This window comes from Phreatobacter cathodiphilus (genome assembly GCF_003008515.1).
Classification (GTDB): Bacteria; Pseudomonadota; Alphaproteobacteria; order Rhizobiales; family Phreatobacteraceae; genus Phreatobacter; species Phreatobacter cathodiphilus.
Genome location: NZ_CP027668.1, coordinates 1,567,750 through 1,579,326 on the forward strand (window position 1 = coordinate 1,567,750; position 11,577 = coordinate 1,579,326).

Sequence of the window (11,577 nt, forward strand, 5' to 3'; positions counted from 1 at the left end):
GATGACCGACACCGAGACCGAGCGGCTCGCGACGGATGTGCTCGCCGCCTGCCGGGCCCGCGGACTGATGACGGTGACGGCGGAGAGTTGCACCGGCGGGCTCGTCAGCGCCGCGCTGACCGCCATCGCCGGCTCCTCCGCCGTGGTCGATCGCGGCTTCGTCACCTACACCAACGAGGCCAAGCAGGAGATGCTCGGCGTGCCGGAGGCCACCCTCGCCGCCCATGGCGCGGTGTCGGCGGAGACGGCAGCCGCCATGGCGGCGGGGGCCCTCGCCCGGTCGCGAGCCCAGATCTCCGTGTCGGTCACCGGAATTGCCGGACCGGGCGGCGCGACACCGGGCAAGCCGGTCGGTCTCGTCCATTTCGCCGCGCGGCGCGGCGACCGGCTGGTCCTGCGCGAGGAGCGCTTCGGCGCCGTCGGCCGGGAGGCGGTGCGCCGGGCGAGCGTCCGTGTGGCGCTCGGCCTGCTGCTGGCGCTGGCCACCGACGATCAGGCGCCGGGACGCCCGTAAACCGCGTCGGCGCGGGCCTCGAAGGCTTCGGCGAAGCGCCGGAACGCCGCATCGAAGACCGCGCCCATGACGAGGGCCAGGGCGCGCGAGCGGAACTCGTAGTCGATGGAGAAGGAGACTCGCGTCCCCTCCCCGTCCGCGGCGAAGCGCCAGTGGTTCTCGAGCCGCGAGAAGGGCCCGTCGATGTATTCGGCGACGATGTGCAGCCGCGGCCGGTCCAGCGTCACCCGGCTGGTGAAGGTCTCCCGCAGCGGTCCATAGGCCACCGTCATGTCGGCGACGAGGATTTCGATGCCGTCGTCGCCGGCATTGACCCGGCGGCGGACCTTCAGCGCCTCGCAGAGCGGCACGAAGAGCGGATATTTGTCGACGTCGGCGACGAGGTCGAACATCTGCTCGGGGCGATGGCCGACCCTCCGCTCGGTCTTGAAGACGGGCATGTCAGTGCGCCTTCGCCACGTCGAGCCCGGCGAGATAGGCGTTGGCCTGCCGCCGGCTGGTGAAGGTGACGAGCGTCTGGTCGGGGCGTAGCCGGTCGAGATAGGCCACTTGCTTCGGACGCTGGTCGCGCCGGTAGTTCCAGACCCAGCGCAGGAAGTCGAGGTCCAGCCGTTCGGGGCACCCGGCCGCCATTTCCGGCCGCACCCGGCCATAGGTCGATGCGATCCGTCGCAAGATGCCCGTCACGCAGACTCGGCGTGGCAGATCGAACCAGAACACCGTGTCGGCGCGCTCACGCCGGCGTTCGGCGCCGCCATGGCTCGTAAAATTGCCGTCGAGAATCCAGGCCGGGCGATCCGCCTCACGAAGCACCAGGGCGCCGAAGTCCGCCTTGTCGGGCTCGACCCAGCCGGGCTTCCAGAACAGGCCGTCGAGCGACACGTAGGGCAGGCCCACTCGATCGGCGAGCGCCTTGGCGAAGGTCGACTTGCCCGAGCCGGAACAGCCCATCACCAGAACGCGTCGCATCGCGCCGCCGGCCTCAATGGCCGAGGCGTGCCAGGCGGGCGGCCCGGAGCTTGGCGAAATCGTCGCCGGCATGGTGCGAGGACCGCGTCAGCGGGCTCGACGACACCAGCAGGAAACCCTTGGCCATGGCGATCGTCTGAAAACCCTTGAACTCGTCGGGCGTAACGAAGCGGACCACCTCGTGGTGCTTGCGGGTCGGCTGCAGGTACTGGCCGATGGTCATGAAGTCGACGTCGGCCGAGCGCAGGTCGTCCATCAGTTGCAGCACCTCGTTCCGCTCCTCGCCGAGCCCGACCATGATGCCCGACTTGGTGAAGATGGTGGGATCGAGCTCCTTCACCCGCTGCAGCAGGCGGATGGAGTGGAAGTAGCGCGCACCGGGCCGGACCTTCAGGTACTTGGACGGCACCGTCTCCAGGTTATGGTTGAAGACGTCCGGGCGGGCGGCGACGACCACCTCGAGCGCCCCCTCCTTGCGCAGGAAGTCGGGCGTCAGGATCTCGATCGTCGTCTTCGGCGAGCGGCGGCGGATGGCATGGATCACGTCGGCGAAATGCTGCGCGCCGCCGTCGGCGAGGTCGTCACGGTCCACCGAGGTGATGACGACATGCTCGAGGCCGAGCTTCTCCACGGCGATGGCCGTGTGCTCGGGCTCGTTGGGGTCGAGCGGCGCCGGCATGCCGGTCTTGACGTTGCAGAAGGAACAGGCGCGCGTGCAGGTGTCGCCCATGATCATGAAGGTGGCGTGCTTCTTCTCCCAGCACTCGCCGATATTGGGGCAGCCGGCCTCCTCGCAGACGGTGACGAGGCCGTTCTCCTTCACGATCTTGTGGGTCTCGGCCCATTTCGGCGAACCCGGCGCCTTGACGCGGATCCACTCCGGCTTGCGCTGGATCGGCTGGTCGGGCCGATGCGCCTTTTCCGGGTGCCGGGGGCGGTTGTCGCGCTTCAGCGTGTCAATCAGCGTGGCCATGGCGGTTTCCGTGTAGGCCCCTAACTAGGCGTTCGATACGGCTGTCTGCAAGGGCGTACGACACGGCATGTGATCCAGACGACGCCGGATGGCATCGCAGCGTTCGAACAGTGCCCCATCGGTAGGGATTCCTCGCGCGACGTCCGAATAAGAACCCATCGAACGCTCGGAGAAATATATTGACGATTGCGTAATGTTTTATACGCTCGCAAAGATTGAGATCGGCTCCCTCGCCCTGCATTGGGCTCTCCCGAGTACCCTAACCCTTCGCCGCGGCGAGCCGGTGGTCGTATCGAGGCGTCCAGGTGGGGGGCGTGATGCGTGCTGTTCATGTGATTGCGGCTCTGTCAGTGGCATTGTCGGCATGTAGCATCAGACCCACACCGACAGGTCTGGGACGTGCGACCGACACCTACGCGATTTCCATGCGCATCCGCTGCGAAGCGCGGATTGCTCTCAGCGCCATGGCCATAGGGGAATTGCGGCGTCTAGGGTTCGCCGATATCGCGCGGCGGCTTGAGGCAGGAGAACTGACTTTCGCCCAGATCAACCGTTCGCGCCTCCCTGCTGCGGTGCGCGCCAGGTTCGATCGATACGATGGAACGACGATCGGCTACAGTTTCAACTTCAACATGTCGGAATCCGAGAATGCGACGGCCTCGGTCGGCGTTCTCTTCCCCCTCGTCCGGGCGCCGGTGGTCTTGGGAGCGGCAGCCACGGGAAATCTGGAGAGACAGAACGTCCGGGCTTTCCGCGTTATCGACACCTGGGAGCGGTTGCTGACGACGCCTAGAATGGACGAGCGATGCCGAGAGTACGGCGACAGCGCGGTCAATGCGGTCTATCCCATCACGGGCCAAATCGGCATGCTCGAGCAGCTGAAGCTGTTTTTCGACCTGACGGAGTCCGGCAACCTCGTCAGCAGCGACAGCCTCATCCCGACCCTTATCGATACGGTCCAGTTCACCACTAAAATCAGCGGCTCGATCAACGGCGGCGTGCAGTTGGCCCGGCTGGGGAACTCGGCGCAGTTCGCGTCCGCCAGTGGCAGTGCCGACGCCAGCCGCTCGGACATTCACAAGGTGACCATCGCCATCGCGCTGCCGCCGGAGAACGCCCCGCTCGACAGAACGATCGCCGAACAACAGATCGTGCGTGACCTTAGCAGGCAGGAGGAGCTTCAGGCTCTGGCCGGCCTGCGGAGGTGATCGACACGGCAGAACCGGTCGTTTCGGACATTTTGGGGAGGACTTGCAATGGCAGACCAGGACATGGCCAACGTGCCGGGACGCATGATCATCGATATGGTCGCGGCAGCGATCGAGAGTGGCAATCGTGAAGGCTTGGCGGCGCTGTGCGACCGGCACAATCTGACCGCGCAAATCCCGCAAGCTGCGATGGCGATCCTCCTGCCGTTCCTCAGAGGGGGCCTGTCGCAGGAATCGGCAGGGAGACTCACCACGCTCCAGCGCAGGGGGCTGGAAGGCGATCGCTGCAATTGCGTGTAACCGTGACCCTCACGTCTTAGGCCTCGACGGCGCGAATCCTTCGATGAAGCGGATGAGGGCGGCCACTGCCGCGCCCATGTCGGCGACGGTGGCGAATTCCAGCGGATTGTGGCTGATGCCACCCTTACAGCGCACGAACATCATGGCGAAGTCGGTGAGCCTTGCCATGGCCTGCCCGTCGTGGCCGGCGCCCGAGACGAGCCGTGGCGCGGCGAGCCCGAGACTTTCCATGCTGGCGGCGAGGCCGTCCTGCAGCCAGGGCGCGCAGGCCGCCGTCGGGCAGTCGTGATAGGTCTCGAAAGCGACGGCACAGCCGCGGGCGGCCGCCAGCGCTTCCGCCCGCGCTGTGAAGGATTCGAGCGCGGCGTGGCGCGGGGCATCGGACGCGGCCCGGAGGTCGAGGACGAATTCCACCCGGTCCGGGATGACGTTGATGGCGCCCGGCTTGACGCCGATCTGGCCGACGGTCGCCACCATGGCGGCCTCCGGATGGGCCTTGGCGATGGATTCGGCCATCAGCATCATCTCGGAGGCGGCCAGCAGCGCGTCCTGGCGCAGCGGCATCGGCACGGTCCCCGCATGGCCCGCCATGCCGGAGACGGTGACGCGGGTGCGGAACTGGCCGGCGATGGAGGTGACGACGCCGAGGGGGGCCTCCTGGTGCTCCAGCACCGGGCCCTGTTCGATGTGGATCTCGACATAGGCAAGAGCCTCGTCGCGGCTCATGGCGGCCGTCGGGATGGCGGCAGGGTCGAGACCATAGTCGGCGAGGGCCTGACCGAGCGTCACGCCGTCGCGGTCCTGGCCCTCCAGCCAGCGCGGTTCGTATGCCCCCGCGACCGCCGCGGAGGACGACAGGACGGTGGGAAAGCGCACGCCCTCCTCGTCTCCGAAGGCGAGCACGTCGATGGCGAAGGGGAAGCGGCGGCCGGCATCGCGGAAATGCTCCACCGCGAGGATGCCGCAGACGACGCCGAGCATGCCGTCGTACTTGCCGGCGTTGATGACCGTGTCGATGTGGGAGCCGATCAGCAGGCGCGGCACCGCATTGGCACCCGGCGCCTCGCCAGCCATCGGATAATGGCCGCGGACGGTGGCGACGGCGTCCTCCTGCGTCGCCATTCCGGCTTCCGCCATCCACTGCGCCACCAGATGGGCGGCGCGCTTGTGCTCCGGCGTGAGATAGCGCCGCGTCAGCCGGTCCGGCTCCTCCGAGATGGCCGCGAGTTCGTCCAGCATGGCTTCGGCGCGGCGGCCGAGGCGGTCGATGTCGAGGTCGCTCATCGCAGTCCGGAGAGATAGGCGCCGAGGGCGGCGCGGTCCTGGTCGGTCATGGCGGTCTGGTTCCCGAGTGGCATGGCCCTGGACTGGACCGCCTGCTGGATCACGGCGGTGGCGTGGCGGCGCAGGTCGGCGGCCGTCTCCAGCATGACGTTCTTCGGCGCTTCCGCAATGCCCTCGTGGGTCGGGCGGCGGCCATGGCAGGTGGCGCAATGGGTGGCGGCGATCTGCAGCGCCTGCGCTTCGCCCACCTGGCCGGCGCCCGCGAGGTCGAGCTTCGGCCGCTGTGAGGTGACGAAGACGGCGACGAGCAGCGAGAGCGCCGCCACCGGCACGGCCCAGCCGTAGCTCTTCCAGGGATCGTGCGCCTCGTGCCGGTTCAGCGTGTGCTGCACCAGCGCCCCGGTGATCACGACGAAGGCGACGACCAGCCAGGAATGGGGATGGGCGTAGAGCATGGGATAATGGTTGGAGACCATCATCAGCAGCACGGGCAGCGTCAGGTAATTGTTGTGGGTCGAGCGGGTCTTGCCGATCTTGCCGTATTTCGGGTCGGGCTTGCGGCCGGCGATGAGGTCGGCGACGACGATCCGCTGGTTGGGGATGATCACCAGGAAGACGTTGGCCGCCATGATCGTGCCGATGAAGACGCCGACATGGATGAAGGCGCCGCGGCCGGAGAAGACCTGCGAGAAGGCCCAGGCGGCGCCCACCACCATCAGGAAGACGACGAGGGCGAGAACCGGCGGACGGTCCGCCAGCGGCGACTTGCACAGCGCGTCGTAGAGCAGCCACCCGACGACGATGGAGGCGAGCGAGACGGCGATGGCCTGGCCCGGCCCGATGTCGGCGACGGCGGGGTCGATGAGGAAGCCGCGGGCATTGAGATAGTACTGCGCGATGAGCAGGACGAAGCCGGAGACCCAGGTCAGATAGGCCGCCCATTTGTGCCAGAGCAGGTCCGGCGGCAGGTCGTCGGGCGCCACCAGATATTTCTGCACGTGGTAGAAGCCGCCGCCGTGCACCTCCCAGGCGACACCGTCGGCACCCGTGGCGCCCGGCGCCCGCGGCTTCAGGCTGAAGTCCAGCGACATGAAGTAGAAGCTGGTGCCGATCCAGGTGATCCCGGCGGTGATGTGGAACCAGCGCGAGAGCAGGTTGAACCAGTCCGTGGCGAGGGCGATGTCCATGGGGCGTCCGGCCGGCCTCTTCAGGCGCTGTGTCGCCGGTGAGCCGGCTCTGCGTTGATGGTACGGGACTGCGCCAAGATCAAGCACTCCGCGGCGACCGAGGCGGCGATGACGGCCGGCTGCTTGCCGGCGAGGCCGGGAAGGCCGATCGGGCAGCGCAGTCCCGTCGCCGCAACCTCACCGAGTCCGACGGCCCCGAGCTGGCGGAGAAACCGCGCCCGCTTGGTCGCCGAGCCGATCAGGCCGACATGGGCGAAACGACCGGCGGACAGCGCCGCCGTCACCACCGCGAGGTCGAGGGCGTGGCTGTGGGTCATGACGAGGATCTGCGCGCCGTCCGGGACGGCGGCCAGAACGGCCTCGGGCGGGCCGGAGCGCAGGCTCGCATTGGCCGGCACCGCCGCCGGGAAGGCGCCGGGCCGCCCGTCGTGCCAGACCACGCGGAAGGGCAGCGGCGCCAGTGCCAGGACCAGCGCCTTGCCGACATGCCCGGCGCCGAACAGGGCGACCACCGGGAGCACTTCGCCGAACTGTTCGACGAAGGATGGTGCCTGACCGGCGGCAGCCGTCTCGCCCTCGATCACCTCACGCACGAAACCGCCACCCCGGAGCGTCGCCCGGGTGCGGAACGGCCCCTTCCGTTCTGCCGCGGCGAGCCGGGTGACGGCATCGAGATCCCCGGCCCCGAAGCGCTCGATGGCGAGGGTGACGTGGCCGCCGCAGCACTGCCCCAGCGCCGGCCCCAGCGGCTGATCGAGAACGAGGGCGGCGGCGTCCCGGCGTTCCAGCAGCGCCTGCGCCTTCGCCAGCGCCTGCCATTCCAGGGTGCCGCCGCCGATCGTCCCGAAGAAGGCGCCGTCCGGCCTGACGATCATCCGCGCGCCCGCTCCGCGGGGAACCGAGCCGCGGGTCGCCATGACGCTGACGAGGGCGCAGGCCCCTTCCGTGGCGATGAGCGAGGCGACGCGCGGCCAGACCTCCATCGCTCACCCCTCCCCGGTCTGCTTCCCGCAGGCGACGAGGATCGCCTCGGGGGTGGCCGGAGCGTCGAGATGCACGGGGCGGCCCGGCCTCAGCGCATGGACCGCGTCGGCGACGGCAGAGAAGACGGAATTGGCCAGCATCAGCGGCGGCTCGCCGATGGCCTTGGACCGATAGATCGTGTCCTCCCGGTTGGGATTGTCGAAGAAGGCGACGCGGAAATCCGCCGGCACGTCGCGGGCGGTGGGGATCTTGTAGGTCGAGGGCGCGTGGGTCCGCAGCCGCCCCTTCGCGTCGAAGACGAGCTCTTCCATGGTGAGCCAACCCATGCCCTGGACGAAGCCCCCTTCGATCTGGCCGATGTCGATGGCCGGGTTCAGCGATCGCCCGGCATCGTGGAGGATGTCGACACGATCGAGCGTGAACTCACCCGTGAGCGTGTCGATCGTCACCTCCGAGCAGGAGGCGCCATAGGCGAAATAGAAGAATGGCCGCCCCGTCGCCTTCGGCCGGTCCCAGGTGATCTTCGGCGTGGCGTAGAAGCCCGCCGCCGACAGGTGCGTGCGGGCGAGATAGGCTTTCTTCACCACCTCGGCGAAGACGAGGCTCTTCTCGCCGCACCACACCCTGTCGTCGCGAAATTTGATGCTCGCCACCGGCACCTGCCAGTCGCGGGCGATGAACTCGGCGATGCGGCCCTTGATCTCGGCCGCCGCGTTGCGGGCCGCCATGCCGTTCATGTCGGTGCCGGAGGAGGCCGCCGTCGGCGAGGTGTTCGGCACCTTGCCCGTATGGGTGGCGGTGATGCGGACCCGGTCGAGGGCGACGCCGAACTCCTCTGCCACCACCTGCGCCACCTTGATGAAGAGCCCCTGCCCCATCTCCGTGCCGCCGTGGTTCAGGTGGATGGAGCCGTCCTGGTAGACGTGGACGAGGGCGCCGGCCTGGTTGAGGAAAGTGGTGGTGAAGGAGATGCCGAACTTCACCGGCGTCAGGGCGAGCCCCTTCTTGAGGAATCGCGACCCCGCGTTGAAGGCGGCGATACGCTCGCGCCGCGCGCGATAGTCGCTGGAGGCCTCGAGCTGCCGCATGATCTCGCCGGCAACGTTGTCTTCCACGGTCATGCCGTAGGGCGTGATGTTGCGCTCGTCCGTGCCATAGAGATTGGCGTAGCGCACGTCGAGCGGATCACGCCCGGTAACCCAGGCGATGCGGTCCATCAGCCGCTCGGCGAAGACCATGCCCTGTGGCCCGCCGAAGCCGCGGAAGGCGGTGTTGGAGACCGTGTGCGTCTTCAACCGCCGCGAGTGGATGTGCACCTGCGGATAGAAATAGGCGTTGTCCGCGTGGAACATCGTCCGGTCGTTGATGGAGGACGACAGGTCGTGGCTGTAGCCGCAGCGGCCGGCGAACTGCACGGCGACGGCCTCCAGCCGGCCGTCGGCATCGTGGCCGGCGCTGTAGCCGACGAGAAAGTCGTGGCGCTTGCCGGTCATGACGAAATCGTCGTCGCGGTCGAGCCGGATTTTGGCGGGACGACCGGTGAGCCGCGCCGCCAGCGCCGCCATGGCCGCCCAGCCGCTCGCCTGGCTCTCCTTGCCGCCGAAGCCGCCGCCCATGCGCCGCACTGCCACCTCGACGGCGGCGTCCGGCAGGCCGAGAACCCGGGCGACGACGTGCTGCACCTCGCTCGGGTGCTGGGTGGAGGAATGGATGAGGAAGGTGCCGTCCTCTTCGGGGACGACCAGCGCCGCCTGCCCCTCCAGGTAGAAATGCTCCTGGCCGCCGATCCGCATCTCGCCGTCGACCCGGTAGCTGCTCGCGGCGATGGCCGCCTCGGGATCACCGCGCCGGAATGAGTAGGCCGGCATCAGGTCGGCGTCGGCCGCGAGCGCCTCGGCGACGTCGACGAGGGGCGCTGCCTCCTCCACCTCGACCACCGCAAGCCGGGCGGCGCGCCGCGCCGCGTCCCGGCTTTCCGCCACCACGGCGAAGAGCGGCTGGCCGTGGAAGGATACGGTCTCCGCCGCGAAGAGCGGGTCGTCGCCGGCCACGGGGCTGACGTCGTTGGCGCCGGGAATGTCGTCCGCCGTCAGGACGGTCACGACACCGGGAACCGCACGCACCGGGGCGAGGTCGAGCCGGACGAGCCGGCCGTAGGCCACCGGCGATCCGCCCGGCACGACGTGCAGCGTCCCCTCCGGCTCGCGGATGTCGTCGATGTAGGGCGCGGCGCCCGTCACGTGCCGCTCCGCCGCGTCGTGGCGGATCGACCGGCGGACGTGCCGCAGCCTCTCCCCGTCCCGCTCAGGCCGCATGGGAGGCTCCCCCGAGCGGCGCGAGCCGCGTCGTCGAGCGGTCACCGGCTGCGATTTCCGCGAGCGCCTTGGTGACGAGATTGCCGGCGACGCTCAGCCGGTAGGCGGCGGAGGCGCGGTGGTCGTCGAGCGTCGAAAAATCCTCGCCCAGCCGCGCCACGGCCCGTCCGATGGCCGCCGAGTCGTCGGGGGCGACGCCCTCGAGCGCTGCTTCGACCGCCGCGGCGCGCTTCGGGATGCCGGCCATGCCGCCGAAGGCGATGCGCGCCTCATTGATGCGCCCCTCGGTGAGCCGGACCTTGAGCGCCATCATGACGGAGGAAATGTCCTGGTCATGGCGCTTGGCGATCTTGAAGGCCCGTAGATGCTCGTCTGCCCCCGGCTTCGGCACGGTCAGAGAGGTCAGGATCTCACCCGGCAGGCGGTCCTGGCGGCCATAGGCGAGGAAGAACGTCTCGACCGGCAGCCTCCGCACGGTCTCGCCATGCCGGAGGGACACCTCCGCCCCCAGCGCGATGAGGAGTGGCGGCATGTCGCCGATGGGCGAACCATTGGCGACGTTGCCGCCGATCGTGCCGGCGGTGCGCACCTGCGCCGAGCCGAGGCGCTGGAGAAGCAAGGCGACGTCGGGGTCAAACGTGCCCAGAGCCGGCGCCGCCTCGGCATAGGTGACGGCCGCGCCGATCGTCAGCGCCTCGTCCGTCTGCGACAGCGCCCGCAACTCGGCCACCCGGCCGGTATGGACGATCCTGGCCAGCGCCCTCAGATGCTTGGTGATCCACAGCCCGACGTCGGTCGCCCCGCCCACCAGCGTCGCATCGGGATGACGCTGCATGAGCGCCGCGAGGGCATCGAGCGAGGCTGGCGCGGCGAAGAAGGCTTCCTCGTTGCCGACGAAGACGTCGTCGCCATCGGCGAGGGCTGCCAGCGCCGCCGCGGTCGCCGCGCCCCGCCGGGCGTGCGCGTCGTCGGGGGCCGCGGAACAGGCGGCGAGCGCCGCATCGACGATCGGGCGATAGCCGGTGCAGCGACAGAGATTGCCGGCGAGCCGATCCAGCACGGCGTCCCGGTCAGCGCCCGCACCCTCCTGGTAGAGGGTGAACAGGCTCATCACGAAGCCCGGCGTGCAGAAGCCGCATTGCGAGCCGTGATGATCGACGAGCGCCTGCTGCACCGGATGCAGACGTTCGCCGTCCGCCAGATCCTCGACGGTGACGAGTTCGGCGCCGTCAATCTGCCCGAGCAGCAGGATGCAGGCATTGGCCGGCTCATAGGCCAGGCGGCCGTGCTTCACCCGGCCGAGCGCCACCGTGCAGGCGCCGCAATCGCCCTCGCCGCAACCTTCTTTGGTGCCGGTCAGGCGGCGGTCGAGGCGCAGCCAGTCGAGCACGGTCGTCATCGGCGGAAAGCCTTGCGCCTCGACCACGGCGCCCCGGTGCAGGAAGCGGATGGGCCGTGTCGTCATGAGCCGCGATAGGTCGTGTAGCCGTAGGGGGAGAGTAGCAGCGGGACGTGGTAGTGCTGGTCGAGCGCCGTCACGTTGAACCGCAGCGTCACGATGTCGAGAAAGGGCGGATCGCCGACCGGAACGCCCGCCGCGCGATGATAGGCCGCCACGTCGTATTCGAGGCTGTAGGGGCCACTGCGGATCGTCTTCGGCGTCAGCAGGGGCTCGGGCGCGCGTCCATCGGCATTGGTGCGGCCCTCGGCCATGAGGCGGCGCGTGTCGCCGTCGATGGCATAGAGCCGGTAGCCGATGCCCGCGGCGGGGCGTCCGGCCGCCGTGTCGAGGACATGGGTGGAAAGGTGTCCGGGCATGCGGCAGCTCCTCTGTCGCGCCATT

At 69.0% G+C, this 11,577-nt stretch carries 12 protein-coding genes; 3 read left to right on the plus strand and 9 right to left on the minus strand.

Features of this window, described 5'->3' with window-relative positions:
* Position 1 precedes the first annotated feature (1 nt).
* On the plus strand, positions 2 to 514 hold the full coding sequence (locus tag C6569_RS07645) for a CinA family protein (RefSeq protein ID WP_106748286.1): 513 nt from the start codon (positions 2 to 4) through the stop codon (positions 512 to 514).
* Here the strand turns inward: C6569_RS07645 and C6569_RS07650 are convergent.
* The 3 genes from C6569_RS07650 to lipA are packed head-to-tail and all read right to left on the minus strand — an operon-like array spanning position 493 to position 2,456.
* Positions 493 to 954, minus strand: a complete 462-nt coding sequence (locus C6569_RS07650) for a type II toxin-antitoxin system RatA family toxin (protein WP_106748287.1) — start codon at positions 952 to 954, stop codon at positions 493 to 495. The two genes, C6569_RS07645 and C6569_RS07650, sit on opposite strands and share 22 nt — an antisense overlap.
* Before the next feature lies 1 nt (position 955).
* Positions 956 to 1,483 carry a P-loop NTPase family protein gene (locus tag C6569_RS07655; RefSeq protein ID WP_106750943.1) on the minus strand — a complete coding sequence of 176 codons (528 nt, stop codon included), beginning with the start codon at positions 1,481 to 1,483 and terminating at the stop codon, positions 956 to 958.
* A gap of 13 nt (positions 1,484 to 1,496) precedes the next feature.
* The gene (gene lipA, locus C6569_RS07660; RefSeq protein ID WP_106748288.1) at positions 1,497 to 2,456 is read right to left on the minus strand and encodes a lipoyl synthase; all 960 of its coding nucleotides are present in this window, start codon (positions 2,454 to 2,456) and stop codon (positions 1,497 to 1,499) included.
* 317 nt (positions 2,457 to 2,773) lie between these two features.
* On the opposite strand from lipA, the gene C6569_RS07665 reads away from it, so the two are divergent.
* Both C6569_RS07665 and C6569_RS07670 read left to right on the plus strand, forming a co-directional pair.
* Positions 2,774 to 3,664, plus strand: coding sequence for a hypothetical protein (locus C6569_RS07665; protein ID WP_146144756.1), 891 nt, complete (start codon positions 2,774 to 2,776; stop codon positions 3,662 to 3,664).
* Positions 3,665 to 3,712: 48 nt separating this feature from the next.
* Positions 3,713 to 3,964: a hypothetical protein gene (locus C6569_RS07670; RefSeq protein ID WP_106748290.1), complete on the plus strand. Its 252-nt coding sequence runs from the start codon at positions 3,713 to 3,715 to the stop codon at positions 3,962 to 3,964.
* Positions 3,965 to 3,973: 9 nt separating this feature from the next.
* Here C6569_RS07670 and C6569_RS07675 read toward each other — a convergent pair whose 3' ends face one another.
* From C6569_RS07675 to uraH, 6 genes are read right to left on the minus strand one after another with little or no spacing between them, the layout of a single operon-like run.
* A complete protein-coding gene (locus tag C6569_RS07675; RefSeq protein WP_106748291.1) occupies positions 3,974 to 5,248 on the minus strand; it encodes an allantoate amidohydrolase in 1,275 nt (424 codons plus the stop codon).
* Positions 5,245 to 6,435, minus strand: coding sequence for a urate hydroxylase PuuD (locus tag C6569_RS07680; RefSeq protein ID WP_106748292.1), 1,191 nt, complete (start codon positions 6,433 to 6,435; stop codon positions 5,245 to 5,247). Before C6569_RS07680 ends, C6569_RS07675 begins: the two co-directional genes overlap by 4 nt.
* Before the next feature lie 20 nt (positions 6,436 to 6,455).
* Entirely contained in the window at positions 6,456 to 7,418 is a 963-nt protein-coding gene (xdhC, locus tag C6569_RS07685) for a xanthine dehydrogenase accessory protein XdhC (RefSeq protein ID WP_106748293.1), read from the minus strand.
* Between the two features lie 3 nt (positions 7,419 to 7,421).
* Positions 7,422 to 9,734 (minus strand): xanthine dehydrogenase molybdopterin binding subunit, encoded by a 2,313-nt coding sequence (xdhB, locus tag C6569_RS07690; protein WP_106748294.1) that lies wholly within the window; start codon positions 9,732 to 9,734, stop codon positions 7,422 to 7,424.
* Complete coding sequence (gene xdhA, locus C6569_RS07695; RefSeq protein ID WP_106748295.1) at positions 9,724 to 11,199, minus strand: xanthine dehydrogenase small subunit; 1,476 nt, start codon at positions 11,197 to 11,199, stop codon at positions 9,724 to 9,726. The genes xdhB and xdhA overlap by 11 nt, the downstream gene beginning before the upstream one ends.
* Positions 11,196 to 11,552, minus strand: coding sequence for a hydroxyisourate hydrolase (gene uraH / locus C6569_RS07700; RefSeq protein WP_106748296.1), 357 nt, complete (start codon positions 11,550 to 11,552; stop codon positions 11,196 to 11,198). Before uraH ends, xdhA begins: the two co-directional genes overlap by 4 nt.
* Positions 11,553 to 11,577: the final 25 nt, after the last annotated feature.

Bases quoted from the DNA above. Each gene is read 5' to 3' on its own strand.
- C6569_RS07675 (WP_106748291.1), bottom strand. From the start codon at position 5,248: ATGAGCGACCTCGACATCGACCGCCTCGGCCGCCGCGCCGAAGCCATG.
- C6569_RS07670 (WP_106748290.1), top strand. From the start codon at position 3,713: ATGGCAGACCAGGACATGGCCAACGTGCCGGGACGCATGATCATCGAT.
- C6569_RS07665 (WP_146144756.1), top strand. From the start codon at position 2,774: ATGCGTGCTGTTCATGTGATTGCGGCTCTGTCAGTGGCATTGTCGGCA.
- xdhB (WP_106748294.1), bottom strand. From the start codon at position 9,734: ATGCGGCCTGAGCGGGACGGGGAGAGGCTGCGGCACGTCCGCCGGTCG.
- C6569_RS07655 (WP_106750943.1), bottom strand. From the start codon at position 1,483: ATGCGACGCGTTCTGGTGATGGGCTGTTCCGGCTCGGGCAAGTCGACC.
- C6569_RS07650 (WP_106748287.1), bottom strand. From the start codon at position 954: ATGCCCGTCTTCAAGACCGAGCGGAGGGTCGGCCATCGCCCCGAGCAG.
- uraH (WP_106748296.1), bottom strand. From the start codon at position 11,552: ATGCCCGGACACCTTTCCACCCATGTCCTCGACACGGCGGCCGGACGC.
- xdhC (WP_106748293.1), bottom strand. From the start codon at position 7,418: ATGGAGGTCTGGCCGCGCGTCGCCTCGCTCATCGCCACGGAAGGGGCC.
- xdhA (WP_106748295.1), bottom strand. From the start codon at position 11,199: ATGACGACACGGCCCATCCGCTTCCTGCACCGGGGCGCCGTGGTCGAG.
- lipA (WP_106748288.1), bottom strand. From the start codon at position 2,456: ATGGCCACGCTGATTGACACGCTGAAGCGCGACAACCGCCCCCGGCAC.
- C6569_RS07680 (WP_106748292.1), bottom strand. From the start codon at position 6,435: ATGGACATCGCCCTCGCCACGGACTGGTTCAACCTGCTCTCGCGCTGG.
- C6569_RS07645 (WP_106748286.1), top strand. From the start codon at position 2: ATGACCGACACCGAGACCGAGCGGCTCGCGACGGATGTGCTCGCCGCC.